This is a genomic window from Sulfitobacter sp. M368, assembly GCF_025141875.1.
GTDB lineage: Bacteria > Pseudomonadota > Alphaproteobacteria > Rhodobacterales > Rhodobacteraceae > Sulfitobacter > Sulfitobacter mediterraneus_A.
Genome location: NZ_CP081113.1, coordinates 3,740,328 through 3,755,244, shown reverse-complemented (window position 1 = coordinate 3,755,244; position 14,917 = coordinate 3,740,328). Strand labels below are relative to the sequence as shown.

Annotated in this window: 15 protein-coding genes; 8 read left to right on the top strand and 7 right to left on the bottom strand. The window is 59.4% G+C overall.

The window, feature by feature from the left end:
• Genes cobM through cobF form a run of 5 tightly spaced genes read left to right on the top strand, consistent with a single transcriptional unit; the run spans window position 1 to window position 3,896 of the window.
• Window positions 1-786 (top strand): precorrin-4 C(11)-methyltransferase, encoded by a 786-nt coding sequence (gene cobM, locus K3754_RS18510; protein WP_203209687.1) that lies wholly within the window; start codon window positions 1-3, stop codon window positions 784-786.
• Complete coding sequence (locus K3754_RS18505) at window positions 783-2,108, top strand: cobyrinate a,c-diamide synthase (RefSeq protein ID WP_259939376.1); 1,326 nt, start codon at window positions 783-785, stop codon at window positions 2,106-2,108. Before cobM ends, K3754_RS18505 begins: the two co-directional genes overlap by 4 nt.
• Window positions 2,105-2,830 carry a uroporphyrinogen-III C-methyltransferase gene (gene cobA / locus K3754_RS18500; protein ID WP_203209689.1) on the top strand — a complete coding sequence of 242 codons (726 nt, stop codon included), beginning with the start codon at window positions 2,105-2,107 and terminating at the stop codon, window positions 2,828-2,830. Before K3754_RS18505 ends, cobA begins: the two co-directional genes overlap by 4 nt.
• Window positions 2,831-2,838: 8 nt before the next feature.
• Complete coding sequence (locus K3754_RS18495; protein WP_259939373.1) at window positions 2,839-3,141, top strand: DUF1636 domain-containing protein; 303 nt, start codon at window positions 2,839-2,841, stop codon at window positions 3,139-3,141.
• A 5-nt stretch (window positions 3,142-3,146) separates the two neighbouring features.
• Entirely contained in the window at window positions 3,147-3,896 is a 750-nt protein-coding gene (gene cobF / locus K3754_RS18490; RefSeq protein ID WP_259939371.1) for a precorrin-6A synthase (deacetylating), read from the top strand.
• 64 nt (window positions 3,897-3,960) lie between these two features.
• Here the strand turns inward: cobF and arfB are convergent, their stop codons facing one another.
• From arfB to K3754_RS18460, 6 genes are all read right to left on the bottom strand, one after another.
• Window positions 3,961-4,383: an alternative ribosome rescue aminoacyl-tRNA hydrolase ArfB gene (arfB, locus tag K3754_RS18485; RefSeq protein ID WP_203209692.1), complete on the bottom strand. Its 423-nt coding sequence runs from the start codon at window positions 4,381-4,383 to the stop codon at window positions 3,961-3,963.
• Between the two features lie 384 nt (window positions 4,384-4,767).
• Window positions 4,768-5,388 carry a queuosine precursor transporter gene (locus K3754_RS18480; RefSeq protein WP_259939367.1) on the bottom strand — a complete coding sequence of 207 codons (621 nt, stop codon included), beginning with the start codon at window positions 5,386-5,388 and terminating at the stop codon, window positions 4,768-4,770.
• Between the two features lie 92 nt (window positions 5,389-5,480).
• Window positions 5,481-6,371 carry an esterase-like activity of phytase family protein gene (locus tag K3754_RS18475; RefSeq protein WP_259939364.1) on the bottom strand — a complete coding sequence of 297 codons (891 nt, stop codon included), beginning with the start codon at window positions 6,369-6,371 and terminating at the stop codon, window positions 5,481-5,483.
• Entirely contained in the window at window positions 6,347-7,273 is a 927-nt protein-coding gene (mepA, locus tag K3754_RS18470; RefSeq protein ID WP_259939361.1) for a penicillin-insensitive murein endopeptidase, read from the bottom strand. The genes K3754_RS18475 and mepA overlap by 25 nt, the downstream gene beginning before the upstream one ends.
• On the bottom strand, window positions 7,270-8,643 hold the full coding sequence (locus K3754_RS18465) for an MFS transporter (protein WP_259939359.1): 1,374 nt from the start codon (window positions 8,641-8,643) through the stop codon (window positions 7,270-7,272). The genes mepA and K3754_RS18465 overlap by 4 nt, the downstream gene beginning before the upstream one ends.
• A gap of 106 nt (window positions 8,644-8,749) precedes the next feature.
• Complete coding sequence (locus K3754_RS18460; protein WP_203209697.1) at window positions 8,750-9,292, bottom strand: acyl-CoA thioesterase; 543 nt, start codon at window positions 9,290-9,292, stop codon at window positions 8,750-8,752.
• Between the two features lie 125 nt (window positions 9,293-9,417).
• Here K3754_RS18460 and K3754_RS18455 point away from each other — a divergent pair, with 125 nt between their 5' ends.
• The 3 genes from K3754_RS18455 to yaaA all read left to right on the top strand — a co-directional run bounded on the left by K3754_RS18455 (window position 9,418) and on the right by yaaA (window position 12,675).
• A complete protein-coding gene (locus tag K3754_RS18455; protein ID WP_203198065.1) occupies window positions 9,418-9,705 on the top strand; it encodes a YggT family protein in 288 nt (95 codons plus the stop codon).
• A 117-nt stretch (window positions 9,706-9,822) separates the two neighbouring features.
• Window positions 9,823-11,868: a DNA helicase RecQ gene (recQ, locus tag K3754_RS18450; RefSeq protein ID WP_259939350.1), complete on the top strand. Its 2,046-nt coding sequence runs from the start codon at window positions 9,823-9,825 to the stop codon at window positions 11,866-11,868.
• Between the two features lie 27 nt (window positions 11,869-11,895).
• Window positions 11,896-12,675: a peroxide stress protein YaaA gene (gene yaaA / locus K3754_RS18445; RefSeq protein ID WP_259939349.1), complete on the top strand. Its 780-nt coding sequence runs from the start codon at window positions 11,896-11,898 to the stop codon at window positions 12,673-12,675.
• Here the strand turns inward: yaaA and K3754_RS18440 are convergent.
• On the bottom strand, window positions 12,660-14,831 hold the full coding sequence (locus K3754_RS18440) for a response regulator (protein WP_259943408.1): 2,172 nt from the start codon (window positions 14,829-14,831) through the stop codon (window positions 12,660-12,662). The genes yaaA and K3754_RS18440 overlap by 16 nt on opposite strands.
• Window positions 14,832-14,917: the final 86 nt, after the last annotated feature.

The following is a 14,917-nucleotide window of genomic DNA, read 5'->3' as shown; positions in this document are numbered from 1 at the left end:
ATGACCGTTCATTTCATTGGTGCAGGCCCCGGCGCGCCGGATCTTATCACCCTTCGCGGGCGCGACCTGATCGCGGCTTGCCCGGTCTGCCTCTATGCCGGTTCGCTGGTGCCTGAAGCGCTGCTGGGCCATTGTCCGGAGGGGGCGAAGATCGTGAACACGGCTCGCATGTCGCTGGATGAAATCATGGAAGAAATCGCCGCCGCCCATGCAGAGGGTCATGATATTGCGCGGCTGCATTCGGGCGATCTGTCCGTCTGGTCCGCGATGGGTGAACAGCTGCGCCGCCTGCGGGCGCTGGACATACCCTATGACGTGACGCCAGGCGTGCCATCGTTTGCCGCCGCCGCTGCCGCGCTCAATGCGGAACTGACCTTGCCGGGCGTGGTACAATCGGTTGTCCTGACTCGCACCTCTGGCCGTGCCACTGCGATGCCCGAGACCGAAGCATTGGAGAACTTTGCCAAGACCGGCGCGACCTTGGCCATCCACCTCTCTGTCCATGTGCTCGACAAGGTCGTGGCAGATCTGACACCCCACTATGGCGGCGATTGCCCGGTCGCCGTTGTCTGGCGGGCCAGCTGGCCGGATCAGCGCATCGTCAAGGCCACCCTCGCCAGTCTGAAAACCGCCATCGGCGCCGAGATGGAGCGCACGGCGCTGATCCTCGTCGGCCATGCCATCGGCGCCGAAGACTTTGGCGAAAGCCGCCTTTACGCAGGCGATTATGACCGCCGCTTCCGCCCTGTCGGCACCGATCCCCGCTTTCCGGAGACTGCCGAATGATCCCCCCCGGCCTGCTGATATCTGCGCCGTCCTCCGGCACTGGAAAAACCACCCTGATGCTGGGCCTTCTGGCCGCATTGCGCGGGCAGGGCGTGAATGTACAACCCTTCAAAAGCGGCCCGGATTATATTGATCCGGCTTTCCACACGGCTGCCTCTGGCCGCGCGTCCTTTAACCTCGACAGCTGGTCCATGGACCGCGCGATGATCGACGGTTTGGTTGGCAACGCCGATGGTGCCGATCTTATCCTTGCTGAAGGGTCCATGGGTCTGTTTGATGGCGTGGCTGTGCCCGGCGCCTGCGGCAACGGGGCCAGCGCGGATACCGCGGCCCTGATGGGATGGCCTGTTGTTCTGGTTCTGGATGTCTCCGGCGCTGCGCAATCGGTGGCGGCCACGGCGCTTGGCTTCAAACAGATGCGCCCTGATGTGACCTTGGCCGGAGTGGTGCTGAACCGTGTTGCATCCCCGCGCCACGAAACATTGGTGCGGGTCGGCATGGATCAGGTGGGCGTACGTGTTCTGGGATCCCTGCCGCGCCGCAAAGAGATCGAAATGCCCGAACGCCACCTTGGTCTGGTACAGGCGGGTGAACAGGAAAACCTGCCTGAACTTCTGGCCGAAGCTGCGACCTTTGTTGCCGAACATGTTGATCTGGCCGCCCTGCGTGCAGCCGCGGCAGGCACCATGAAGGAGGCGCCGCTACCAACAAGAATCACGCCTCCTGGTCAGCGCATTGCACTGGCCCGCGATGATGCCTTTGCCTTTGTCTATCCGCATCTGCTGGCCGGTTGGCGGGCGGCAGGGGCCGAGGTTTTGCCATTCTCGCCGCTTGGCGATGAGGCACCGGACGCCAGTGCAGATATTTGCTGGTTGCCCGGCGGTTATCCCGAATTGCACGCTGGAAAGCTGGCAGCGGCGGAGACTTTCCGCACCGGTCTGCAAGCTTTTGTCCAAACCAAACCCGTGCATGGCGAATGCGGTGGCTACATGGCCATGGGCGCGGGACTGGTGGATAAAGAGGGCAATCGCCACCAGATGACCGGACTTTTGGGTCTGGAGACATCTTTTGAGAAACGCAAGTTCCACCTTGGCTATCGCAAGGCGGATCTGAACGCGGCGATCCCCGGCCATAGCGCCCGAAGCCAGTTGCGCGGGCATGAGTTTCACTATGCCACCATTCTGGACGAACCTGACGCACCCCTCGCCGCGATCGCCGACAGCAATGATCTGGCCGTGCCAGAAACCGGATCGGTCCGCCCCTTCGAGGGCGGCGGCGTTGCCACAGGCACGTTCTTTCACATGATCGCGGAGGCCACATGACCGGTTTTGTCTCCTTTGTGTCCTCTGGCCCCGGTGATCCTGATCTGCTGACGGTCAAGGCGGTGGACCGTCTGCAAAAGGCTGAGGTGATCCTGTTTGATGACCTCAGCGCCGGACCGATCCTTGAACATGCACAACCCGATGCGGATCTGATCGGTGTCGGAAAACGTGCCGGGCGGGCCTCCCCCAAACAAGACCACGTCAGCCGCGTTCTGGTTGACCATGCCGAAGCGGGGCTGCGCGTTGTACGCCTCAAATCCGGCGACAGCGGCATGTTTGGCCGCCTCGAAGAAGAGATCACCGCCCTGCAAGCGGCGGGCATCCCGTTCGAGATCATCCCCGGCGTAACCTCCGCTTCTGCCGCCGCCGCCACGGCAGGCATCCCGCTCACCCGGCGGCTGAGTGCAAGGCGTGTGCAGTTTATCACCGGCGCTGATGTCACAGGCGCTTTGCCCCCTGATGTGAACATGGCGGCACTGGCCGATCCGCTGGCCACAACCGTGATATACATGGGCAAACGCACCTTTCCGGGTCTCGCCGCACGTTTGATCGAACATGGCCTACCCGGCGACACGCCTGCGATGTTGGCCGAGGCTGTCTCAACCCCCGATGAAAAGCTGCACCGCTTTACCATCGCAACACTGGCGGAACATCTCGATAGCACCAGCAGCACCACACCTGCGCTGATCTTTTACGGCCCTCTGGCGGAACTGAACGGATGAGCGCGCCAGTGCAACTTCTTGTATGCCGGACCTGTAGCCCCGATGGCAGCTTTGTCGATGTGGCGCGACGGGCGCTGCCAGAACTTGAGGTGCGCGGCGTCGATTGCATGTCCGGTTGTACCCGCGCCCAAACGGTGGCCTTTCGCAGCCCCGGAAAGGTGGCCTATCTCTTTGGTGAAATAACCGAAGCCAACATTGAAGAATTGCGCAGCTTTGCGCGGCTCTATGACGCTTCGGACGACGGCACATTTGCCGACGCCCGTGTGCTGGGCGAGCTGCGGACCCGTGCTATCGCGCGTATTCCGGGATAACAACGATGCAAAAACTCACCCTCATCGGCATTGGCACAGGCAATCCCGAACACCTGACCTTGCAGGCGATCCGCGCGATCAATGCGCAGGATCTGATCCTGATCCCGCACAAGGGCGAAGGAAAAGCCGATCTTGCAGAACTGCGCCGTGCAATCTGTGATGAGGTGCTGAGCAACCCAAAAACCCAAATCGCTGGCTTTGACCTGCCCGTTAGGGACGAGGCAACCCGCGATTACCGACAACGGGTCGATGATTGGCACGATGCCATTGCGCTGTGCTGGCAAGACGCCATTGCCAGATATCCGACGGCCAAGAATGTGGCCCTGCTGGTATGGGGCGATCCATCGCTTTATGACAGCACCCTTCGCATCGCTACGCGCCTGTCTCCGGTTCCGCAAATCGAAGTGATCGCGGGCATCACATCGCTGCAAGCCCTGACCGCCGCCCACGCCATCCCGGTCAACGAGATCGGCGCGCCTTTCGTGGTCACAACCGGCCGCCGCCTGCGCGACGAAGGCTGGCCCCAAGGCATCGACACATTGGCGATCATGCTGGACGGCACCTGCGCGTTTAAATCCCTGCCGCCGCAGGACATCCACATCTGGTGGGGCGGATATGTGGGTATGAAAGAGCAAATTCTCTGCGCTGGACCACTGGCAGAAGTGGCCGAACAGATCATCGAAATGCGGGCTGCGGCCCGTGCCGAACACGGCTGGATCATGGACATCTACATCCTGCGCAAAGCGGGTGTTTAAGCGCCGTTCCCTTCTTCATTTGGCAAGAAAAACTCAAGAGCGCCCTCGCGGCCAGACGGCTTGATCAGCTGTCGGGATCGACCTTACCGCGCAGTGATTTGACTTCGCCGCGCACCTTCTTTGCTTTCAATCGGCGTTTCTTGGAGCCCAGTGTTGGCCGGGTCGCGATGCGGCGCTTGGGTGCCACGAGGGCTTTGCGGATCAACTCGGCAAGCCGCTCGCGGGCAATATCGCGGTTGCGGGCCTGGCTGCGGGTTTCGTCACATTGCAGGATCAACGCACCCTCATTGGTCCAGCGCCGCCCGGCCAGCCGCCGCAACCGGGTTTTCACAGGATCGGTTAGCGAAGGCGAAGTTGCCGCTTCGAAACGCAGTTCCACCGCTGTTGCGACCTTGTTCACGTTCTGCCCGCCCGGCCCGGAGGCGCGCACGAAGTTTTCAGTGATTTCCCAATCCTGCAGGGCGATATCGTTATTGATACGTAACATGAGCCCATAGTCGCATCCGGCAACGCCAAGGTGAAGGGGCGCAAACGAAATGGGCCGCCCCTGTTGCGGAGCGGCCCAATCGAATGGTTTGCGGAGGTGGGTCGGTTAGACGCCTGTCCACCTGGGTTGTTTCAACCGCCAAGGGCTGCCTTAGCGGGCGACCTCCCAAGCTGTTCCGACACCTCTCTCCAATACCTTTCTTGACACTGGATCACCTCCTTTACATTTGTTGAACTCACCTGAATCGTTGCACAGGTTTTTCAATTCGCAAAGTGTTTTTTGGCGGCGATGTCAAAAGGCGCGGCTGCACCGCAGTTGATTTTATTTTGGAATGAGGGGCGTGGCCCCTCAAACGCCCCGAGTTTATACGCCAAACGAAGAGGATCAGGTGGCGCTGGTCAGCTTGGCTGTGATCAGTCGGAACGGGATCAACGCGATCAGCGCAAGGCTGAGTTTCACGGCCCAGTCGGCCACGGCCAGTGAGACCCAAAGCGGGGCAATGGGGCCGCTGCCCAGCAGGGGCAGAGTTTCGGCCGCCCAGCTGACATCCGTGGTGGGATGGATGAAGGAGAGGCTGCCGGAGAAGGCGATAGAGAAAAACAGGACTGTATCGACCGTGCTCCCGATCAGCGTACTGGCCAGCGGCGCACGCCACCATGTGCCGCCGCGCAGGGCGGCAAAGATTGCAACATCGAGAAGTTGGGCAACAAGAAAGGCGATGCCCGATGCCACGGCGATGCGCAGTGTAACCAGCGGGCCAAATTCGCCCATGATCTGCGTGCCGATCAAAGAACAGATCAGCCCAACCACAAAACCGACAAGCACGACGCGCCGGGCGGCAGATGCGCCATAGACGCGGTTCATTACATCGGTGACGAGGAAGGCCAGCGGATAGGTGAAGGCCCCCCAGGTGAGCCAATCACCATAGAGAAACTGAACAAGAATATTGGAGGCCACGACGATGATGGCCATGGCAAGGATGCCCGGAAGATATGTGCGTGTCATTTGTAAAACCGTTTTTTGCAAGGGTGCGGCGACTTGGCCTGCGGGGATTCGCAGACAGGGGGGCTTTACGGTGTTGTGGGCGGCCCTGCAAGTTATTCCGTCAGGGCATATTCGATGATCTGGGTGTGTTGGATCGACAGGAAATTGTCATCTGACACGAGGATCAGCCGGATTGCACCAGCAGGATCGCGCCAGGTGGTGATGGCTTCGAGGTTGTCAAAGCGGGCGGGTCCAGTGCTAAGCAGGGTCTTCGGTCGCAGGGGCATTTGTGCAAGGTCCATGCGGCGGATGCGGCTGCGAAAGCCAAGCGGTGTGGCTGCACGTTCGAGCAGATAGAACAAACCGTCCGGGCCGAAATCCGCGCCTACGGGCAGGAATGGCCCGTGGCGGGGGATGTGATGCGTGATGGACCAAGCACCGTCCTTGAAGCGGAAAACCGGAAAGGGCCGGTCCACTGCGCCAGAGCGTTCGGGGATGGCATAAAGCGCACCGTCTGGTCCGGCGGCGAGGGCTTCGATCCCGGAGTTGAGTTGAAACGCGGCAAACTCTTTGGCGCGGGGCAGCGAAGTGATCTTGCCGGTGTCCGCGTCCAGATGGGCCACGTGGTGATCATGTTCTGCAGACAGATATAGCACCCCGTCAGGCCTGCGGGCCAAGCCTTCTGCGTCGTGGTCGCCGGGGGTATCAGTTCCGTTCCAAAGGATCTGGTGGGACTGGAGTTGCAGCCGGTTGATTTGGCCCTCTGGTCCGCGAACAATGCGGGCGATTGCCATTGATCCACGGTCGCTGATCAGGGTGACCGTCTGTCCGTCCTTAGAAACCTCTGCCCCTGAAAACCCGCCAAACCATGGCGCGTCCTCGGCCCAGTTAAGCTTGGATACCAGCCGCAGGGTTGGCTCTGCCTGCGCCGAAAGTGCAGCGCAGCATAGGCAGAGTACAGCCAGACAAAGGCGCAGGGTCAGTTGCCCAGAACCGAGACGCATTGTGCGGGCAGATCAGCCAAAAGCAATTCGCGGCGGGGTTTGCGTTTGGGTGCGTTTGGATCAGGCGGTGGCGGATTCAGGATGTTGCGCTGCCATTGCCGTGCATCTGCGCAGCCATCACCCGCTGGTGGTGCCTTTTGGTCGACGCAGCCACGCAGCCCCTTGGGGCAATTCAGCCGGACGTGGAAGTGGTAATGATGGCCGTACCAAGGGCGGATTTTGCGCAGATAGCTGCGTTCGCCTTTCTCGTCGGCACACATTTGCACCTTGGCGCCGGGGAAAACAAAGATGCGGGCCACGCGCGGGTCTTTGGCGGCGGCCTTCAGGATGTTGTGATGGGCGCGGGTCCAGTTTTCGTTCACATATGCACCCTTGGCCCGGCGGGTGGAAATGGACGAGATATTCTCGCGTTGCTTGGCCGTCAGAGATAACGATTGCGGCGGCAGCATCCAGATATCGGCATCCAGACCAACCTGATGACTGCGGTGCCCGGTGAGCATCGGTCCACCGCGGGGTTGGCTGAGATCACCAACATAAAGACCTTTCCACCCCGGTTGAGTGGCGGCAAAGCTGGACAGTTTCTTGACCATGTCAATGGTTTCAGGATGTGCCCAGTTGCGGTTGCGTGACAGGCGCATGGCCTGCCAGGTCGGGCCGGATTCGGGCAATTGCTGTGCCCCGGCAAGGCAACCTTTGGCGTAGCTGCCATAGGCGGCAGGGCTCTGGCGTGAGGCAAGGCTTTGGGCGCCGAACAGCTTTTTCGCCTGCACATTGCTTTGAGCGCCGCCGGAGGAGCCAACCGTTGGCAGCACTTCGCGTTCACCGCTGATATCACGTGACCCGCCGCAGGAGGCGAGCAGCAAAGAAAGAGCCGCGCAAGACAAAAGGCGAGACAGGATCATTTTGAAAAATCTCCTTGTGGTTTGACCCATGCTAACAAGATCAACCCTATGATGAACAGCCCCACAACCGGTGTAATTCCCAAACGCTGGCTGCCTGTTACATCACTGGCGATGGCGATCAGGGCCGGGGCAAGAAAAGACGTGGCCTTGCCGGACAGGGCATAAAGGCCAAATGCCTCTGTCATCCGCTCGGGGTTGCCTTGGCGGGTCAACATGTTGCGGGACGAGGCTTGTAGCGCGCCACCAGCCGCGCCGATCAAGGCGCCTGCCACATAAAACAGGATATCCGGCAAGGCAGACCCTTCGGCCAAACTGATCCCCATGGCGGAGGTCGGAGTAAGCGAGATGATCAGACAAGCGGTCAGGATCAGGATGATGCAGCAAGTGACAATGACAGGCATTGGCCCGACGGCCCGGTCCACACGGCCACCGATCCAGCAGAACACCGCGCCGGAAATCGCGGCCAGAATGCCAAAGACACCAATTTCGATGATTGACCAATTCAGCACACCCAACGCGTATATGCCGCCGAATGTGTACATGCCGTTCAGCGCGTCGCGGTAAAACATTGACGAGCCGAGATAAGCCAAAAGCGACGGATGCCGCGGCAGGCTGGCAAGGGTATGCCCAAGATCGCGCAGCCCTTTGCCAAGCTTATAGCGGTCGGCTTGCGGGGTCAGCGTGTCCCGGATGTAGAGGAAAAACGGTATCATAAAGACGGCAAACCAGATCGCGGTCAGCGGACCAACGATGCGGGTGTCTGCCTTGGTTTCCGGGTCGAGCCCGAGGAGCGGCGAAATACCAAGCATCGTCTTGCCGCTGTCGCCCGCCTGAAACAGCATCAGCATCGCGATCAATGCGACCACACCGCCAACATAACCAAAGGCCCAGCCAGACCCGGAAATGCGGCCCAGTTCGGCGCTGTCCTCGTGCAGCTCGGGCAAATAGGAGTTGGTAAAGATTGTCGCAAATTCCATGCCGATCAGGCCGATCCCGAAAAAGAACAATGCCCAGATCACCGAGAAATCCTGCGGCGCGGTCCACCATGTGCCGGCGGCCCCGACAACATAGAGAATGGAAAACAGCCAGATCCAAGGCAGTTTTCGGCCAGAGCTGTCTGCAACCGCGCCCAAAATCGGGGCAAGCACCGCAATCAGAATGCCGGTCAGGGTTAGCCCGTAACCCCAATAGGCCTGCGATTGTGCTTTGGCCGCGTCAAGGGTCATGCCGCCTTCAACCAAGGCAGCGGTGGCCGTTTGGGCAAAATAGGGTCCAAAAATGAAGGTCAGCATCAGGGTGTTGTAGGGCTGACTGGCCCAGTCAAAGAAATACCAACCCCAGATCCGCTTGCGCGCGCTTATGTTTGCCATTGTCCCACCCCGTTTGTTCTAAACCAAAAGTAGAACAGGCAATGAGAGGCCGCGCAAGCAAAGGTTTCATGACGGTAGGGCGCAGGTCCCCGCTGGCCCCCGGACGTCACGCGTCTTGCATCGGTGGCCATGGACGTTGGGCGTCTGATGCGCACCATGCGGCAACCCACTCGGGCATCGGCGGTGAGGTGACTGTCTGACCCAACGCGGCCAACACGCGGTCCGGCGTCACCAGCCCGTTTTTGTCAGTCACCGCAGAGCGGAACAGCACATGACTGGCGCATTCACCGTTCTTCTTCCACATGCTTTGCTCAAGATAGATGAATTTGTCATCCCAACACAGGGTGCGGCTGCGCATCTCGAACCGTTCAAACCCGTGGATCCGGCGGCGGAAGCGGGTGCTGACACCGGCCATTGTCATGCCCCAGCCTTCACGCCGCAAAATGCGGATCAATCCGCCACGTTGCGCCATGCCCATGCGCCCCAGATCATAAAGCGACATGGCGCGACCATTGTTCAGCTCAAGCCAGAAATCCAGGTCATGCGGCCAGCAGATGTGATGGCTTACATGGGTGTCGGTCAATGATTTGAAGGGCGGTTGGCGGCTCGCCAGCCAGGTGTCTTTGATCATGCGGACAAATGGAAACATCGGTCTCTCCTTTCGCGTGATAACCGCCACCACTTGACGTGGACGTCAACCATGAACCTCGCGGCACCCTTGCGGTTTTTGGCCGCGGCGCTTAACTGAAAGGCACGTCTTTGAAAGGGCTCTTGATGACATCGCTGTTCCAAATTCTGATGCTGTTGCTCGACATCTTGTATTTTATCGTGATCGCCCATGTGATCATGTCATGGCTGATCAATTTTCAGGTTTTGAACCTGCGGCAGCAATTGGTGGCACAGATCTGGTACGGGCTGAATCGTTTGCTTGAACCGATCTATAGCCGCGTCCGGGCCATTATTCCGCAAATGGGTGGGCTTGATCTGGCGCCGCTGGTGGTGCTGATCGGTGTGGCGATCGCACGGATCGTGCTCATGAACAACGCGGCGCTGTTCTATTGACCTGAGCTGGTTCAGCCCAGAGGCACGAATTGATCGACCATTCGTGCGCAGGGACTTGTTCACCCATTATTAGTGTGGGAGTCTGCATAAAAAGAGCAGACAGTTTTAAGGACTCCCATGACAGGCGCTGCCACGCTGCTTCGTGATGTATTTGGCTTTGACGCCTTCCGCCCCGGCCAACAAGAGATTGTCGAGGCGGTGACGGATGGCGAAAACGTGCTTGCCATTATGCCAACAGGTGGCGGCAAATCCCTTTGTTTTCAATTGCCTGCGATGATGCGTGATGGTGTGACGGTGGTTATCTCTCCGTTGATTGCCCTGATGCGCGATCAGGTCCGGTCCTTGCAAGAGGCCGGTGTGGGCGCGGGGGCGCTGACTTCTGGAAACACCCCCGAAGAAACCGATGCTGTCTGGGAAGGGCTGGAGGCAGGCACACTCAAGCTGCTTTATATGGCACCGGAACGTTTGGCGGCGGGTTCCGTCACCGGAATGCTCAAACGTGTGGGCGTCAGCCTGATTGCGGTTGATGAGGCCCATTGCGTCAGCCAATGGGGCCATGACTTTCGGCCCGATTACCTGCGCATCGGCGAATTGCGCCGTGCATTGGACGTGCCGCTGGCTGCCTTTACCGCAACGGCGGACATCGAAACCCGCGCCGAGATTGTGCAAAAGCTGTTTGACGGCTCCCCACCCAAGAGCTTTCTGCACGGATTTGACCGGCCGAACATCCATCTGGCCTTTGCCGCCAAGAACAAGCCGCGCGATCAGATCCTCACTTTCGCTGCCGGTCGCAAAGGACAATCCGGCATTGTCTATTGCGGCACCCGCGCCAAGACCGAAGGGATTGCCAAGGCGCTGCGCGACGCGGGGCAAAAGGCGATCCACTATCATGGCGGGATGGAGGCCGAAGACCGCCGGATCGCTGAACGCCAGTTTCAGCAAGAAGATGGGCTGATCGTCTGCGCCACCGTGGCCTTTGGCATGGGGGTCGACAAACCTGACATCCGTTGGGTTGCCCATGCGGATCTGCCCAAAAGCATCGAGGCCTATTATCAGGAGATTGGCCGCGCGGGGCGCGATGGTGCGCCTGCCGAAACGCTGACGTTGTTTGGCCCTGATGACATCCGGTTGCGCCGGTCGCAGATTGACGAAGGCCTTGCACCGCCGGAACGCCGCGCGGCGGATCATGGTCGGTTGAATGCATTGCTGGGGCTGGCCGAGGCGCTTGAATGCCGCCGCAAGACCCTGCTCAGCTATTTTGACGAAACCGATGTGACTTGCGGCCGTTGCGATCTGTGTGACACCCCCGCCGAGGTCTTCGATGGCACCACCGCTGTGCGCAAGGCATTGTCTGCCATTTTGCGCACCGAAGAATGGTTTGGCGCGGGTCATCTGATCGATATTTTACTCGGTGTGGAAACCGACAAGGTCAAGGCGCGTGGTCATGCCAGCCTGCCAACCTTTGGTGTGGGCGGTGAATACGACCGTCGCCAATGGCAGGCGGTGTTCCGGCAGATGATGGGCCATGATCTGATCCGACCAGATCCTGAACGCCACGGCGCTTTGCGCATGACCGATGCCGCGCTGCCAATTCTGCGCGACGAGGCCAAGATAAACCTGCGCCGCGACACGATCAAAGCGGCGGGTGCAACCCGAAGACCTGCCGTCAAAGCGATGGTCAGCGAAGAAGATGCGCCGCTGCTCTCCGCGCTCAAGGCCAAGCGACGGGCGCTGGCCGAGGTGGCCAAGGTGCCAGCCTATATCATCTTTACAGACCGCACCTTGATCGAAATGGCCGAAACGCGCCCCCGTGATCTGGATGGCATGGCGCGCATTGGCGGGGTGGGCGCGAAAAAGCTGGAAACCTATGGCGCGGCTTTCCTTGAAGTGATCAATGGAGAGGCTGAACAGATGCACCCCACCCGCCGCAAACTGGCCGGACGTGAGGCGGGCAATGTCTATGATCAGCTGTTGCAGGTGCAGGCCGATCTGGCGCGGGGTTTAGCGGGCACAGACAAACCGCTGAGCTGTTCTGCATCCCAGCTTGCCAAGGTGGCACAACTGCGCAATGCGGATGAAACCGCATTGGAGCGACTGTTGGGGGAACGCCGGGCAGATCGTTTTGGGCCGGCCTTTCTGGACGTCCTTCGGGACGCGGGCTAGATCAGTCAGACCGAAGGGGAGAGTTCTATGTTGGTGGTGATTTCTCCGGCCAAAAGGCTGGATTGGGCAGAGCGGGACGTGACAACAACGCAGCCCGATTTTCAGGATGATGCCGTGCGGCTGGCCAAGACCGCCCGCAACCTGGCTTTGGGCAAACTCAAAGGTTTGATGGATCTCAGCGATGATCTGGCCCGGCTTAACCGTGACCGGTTCAACGCCTTTGAATCGGAACCATCTGACAAGACCACCCGGCCTGCCGCGCTGGCCTTTGCCGGTGATACCTATCAGGGGCTAGAGGCCGCGAGTCTGGACGCCGATGAAATGGCATGGGCGCAGGAGCATCTGCGCATCCTGTCCGGGCTTTACGGCCTGTTGCGCCCCTTGGATGCGATCCAACCCTACCGTCTGGAAATGGGCAGCAGGCTTAAGACAAGGCGGGGCGCGAACCTCTATGACTATTGGCGCGACGGGTTGTCAAAGGCGCTCAATGAACAAGCGGCGCAGGTGGGCACCGAAGTTCTGATCAATTGCGCCAGTCAGGAATATTTTGGCGCGGTGGCCCCAAAGGCGCTGAAATTGCGGGTGATCACACCGCAATTCATGGAGGACAAGGGCGACGGCAAAGGGCCCAAGATCGTCAGCTTTTTTGCCAAAAAGGCACGTGGTGCCATGGCGCGATTCATTGTGCAGAACCGGCTCACCGAGGCCGACGCAATCCGCGACTTTGATATCGGTGGCTATGCCTGGCAAGAGGCCGCATCGACGCCCGATAAACCGGTGTTCGTGCGGCCTTACCCATCATCCTGAGGGGGGTGGAGCGGGGCAAAATCTGCTGTCCAGACCGATTCGATTTGCTCAAGAATTTGCGGCTTTCGCAAGGGCTTGGTCAGATAATGATCCATGCCCGCCTCAATCAACACCCTGTCATCTCCGGCCATGGCATGGGCGGTCATTGAGATGATCGGCACGCGCTGCCCGGTTCCGGATTCCAATTGGCGGATTGCGGCGGTGGCTTCTTTTCCGTCCATTTTGGGCATGGAAATATCCATAAACACCAGATCCGGCACAATGCTCTGGAACAACTCCACAGCTTCTTCACCGTTGCTGGCAAATGTCAGGTCGATGTTCAGATCCTTGATCATTTTGCGAAACACCAATTGGTTGGTCTTGTTGTCTTCAGCCGCCAGAATGCGCATCACGCGTGGGAGGATAGAAATCGCTGGCGGTCCGTGATCCGGTTCGGAATGCAATTTTGTCAATTGATCGAGCAACGCCGCACGCGGCAGCGGTTTGGGCAAAATCCCTTGGACCAGCGGTGCCGACGGATCGATAAGGGCATCGGCAGGGTGATCGGAACACAAAAGGATCGGCACGGGGAGGCCCTGTTCCCGCAAGGCAGCGCATAGTTCAAAACCGTCCATATTCGGCATGTTGTGATCGGTGATCAGCAGATCAATCTCCGGGCCAAAACAGGCCAAAGCCTCCTTGCCGCTGGCGCAGGATGTGACAGTCAAACCCAGTTGTGTCAGTTGCCGCTCCAGAATGGTGCGGTGAATGTCGACGTCATCGACAATCATGACGTTGCGCAGATCCGCAGGGCGGGCAAAGCCAGCCGCCATGGATGCGGCCTGCGGGACCATTGGCAGTTTCACGCCAAAGCACGAACCATTGCCTTCCTCGGACGTCACCCATATGTCGCCGCCCATCATTTCCACCAACCGTTGCGAGATCGCGAGGCCAAGCCCTGTCCCGTCAAACTGCCGGTTGCGTTCGTTTTCAACCTGATTGAATTCCCCAAAGATGTGATCGACCATATCGGCGGGAATGCCGATCCCGGTGTCTTCGATCACGATGTGCACCTGCGCGGTTTTTGCATCCTCATCGACGACACCGGTCACACGGACCAGAATATGCCCCTGTGCGGTGAATTTCACGGCATTGCCAATCAGGTTGGTCAACACCTGTCGAATGCGCCCCGGATCGCCGATCAATTGGCTTGGCAAGAACAGATCATAGTCCAGTGCCGTTCGCAGCCCCTTGTCCCGCACCGAAGGTTGCAACAACATCAACACCTCTTGAATGGCGCGTTCCAGATCAAAGGGCTCAGGGTGCAGATCCAGCCTTTTGGCTTCGATCTTGGAATAGTCCAACACGTCATTGATAATCACCAGGAGCGCTTCGCCCGAGTTCTTGATCGTCTGAACATAAAGCTGTTGTTCGGCGTCCAGTTCGGTATCGGCCAGCACCTCGGCCATGCCAACCACACCGTTCATCGGCGTGCGTATCTCATGGCTCATATTGGCCAGAAACGCCGATTTGGCGCGGTTCGCACTTTCGGCAATGGCGCGGGCCTCTTTGAGCTTTTTCTCATAAGCAACCGTGGCCGTGATATCGAGGCCGAGCGAGACCATATCGCCCCCCGGTCCGCGCTGGTCATGCAGCTTGATCGACGCCCCGTTCCACAACTTGATGATCACCGGATCCGGGTCTGTCGAATGCAATCGATTCGTCATCATCTTGCGCCAGGCACGGGCGGGCAGATCGCCGGTGTTCACGATACCCTCATCGGTAAGCACTTGCAGGATGGTGATATAGTTGACCCCCGGTTTGACCACCTCAAGCCCGTCAAACACGTTCAGATAGGCGCGGTTGGCCATGATCATCTCGTTGTCGCCATTGAAAAAGGCAAAGCCGTCCTTGATCGTCTCAATGGAATACCACAGTCGCCTTTCGGTGATGGCGATGCGTTGATTGGCGGCACTCAGGTCGGACTTGACCCGCTGGTTCTCGCCCCGGATGCTTTCCACCTCGGCGCGGGTTTCGACGATCTCTTCGCTCAGCTGCTGGGCGTGCCGGCCCAACTTGCGATTGGCGGCAAACAGCTCGGCCTTCTTAAGCTCAAGCATCCGCTCCGCCGCGAGCCTGCTGCGCCGCTCTTCGGTCAGTTTGCTGGCAAGGCTCATCCGCCGCTCCGCCATGTTTCCGTGTTCGGGCGCAGACTGCGCAATCAGGGTGAACATCCGCTTAAGGTTTGTGGCAGACTTGTCTG

What these genes read in the sequence shown, in the direction of transcription:
- cobM (WP_203209687.1), top strand. Translation starts at nt 1, where the DNA reads ATGACCGTTCATTTCATTGGTGCAGGCCCCGGCGCGCCGGATCTTATC.
- K3754_RS18505 (WP_259939376.1), top strand. Translation starts at nt 783, where the DNA reads ATGATCCCCCCCGGCCTGCTGATATCTGCGCCGTCCTCCGGCACTGGA.
- cobA (WP_203209689.1), top strand. Translation starts at nt 2,105, where the DNA reads ATGACCGGTTTTGTCTCCTTTGTGTCCTCTGGCCCCGGTGATCCTGAT.
- cobF (WP_259939371.1), top strand. Translation starts at nt 3,147, where the DNA reads ATGCAAAAACTCACCCTCATCGGCATTGGCACAGGCAATCCCGAACAC.
- arfB (WP_203209692.1), bottom strand. Translation starts at nt 4,383, where the DNA reads ATGTTACGTATCAATAACGATATCGCCCTGCAGGATTGGGAAATCACT.
- K3754_RS18480 (WP_259939367.1), bottom strand. Translation starts at nt 5,388, where the DNA reads ATGACACGCACATATCTTCCGGGCATCCTTGCCATGGCCATCATCGTC.
- K3754_RS18475 (WP_259939364.1), bottom strand. Translation starts at nt 6,371, where the DNA reads ATGCGTCTCGGTTCTGGGCAACTGACCCTGCGCCTTTGTCTGGCTGTA.
- mepA (WP_259939361.1), bottom strand. Translation starts at nt 7,273, where the DNA reads ATGATCCTGTCTCGCCTTTTGTCTTGCGCGGCTCTTTCTTTGCTGCTC.
- K3754_RS18465 (WP_259939359.1), bottom strand. Translation starts at nt 8,643, where the DNA reads ATGGCAAACATAAGCGCGCGCAAGCGGATCTGGGGTTGGTATTTCTTT.
- K3754_RS18460 (WP_203209697.1), bottom strand. Translation starts at nt 9,292, where the DNA reads ATGTTTCCATTTGTCCGCATGATCAAAGACACCTGGCTGGCGAGCCGC.
- K3754_RS18455 (WP_203198065.1), top strand. Translation starts at nt 9,418, where the DNA reads ATGACATCGCTGTTCCAAATTCTGATGCTGTTGCTCGACATCTTGTAT.
- recQ (WP_259939350.1), top strand. Translation starts at nt 9,823, where the DNA reads ATGACAGGCGCTGCCACGCTGCTTCGTGATGTATTTGGCTTTGACGCC.
- yaaA (WP_259939349.1), top strand. Translation starts at nt 11,896, where the DNA reads ATGTTGGTGGTGATTTCTCCGGCCAAAAGGCTGGATTGGGCAGAGCGG.
- K3754_RS18440 (WP_259943408.1), bottom strand. Translation starts at nt 14,831, where the DNA reads ATGAGCCTTGCCAGCAAACTGACCGAAGAGCGGCGCAGCAGGCTCGCG.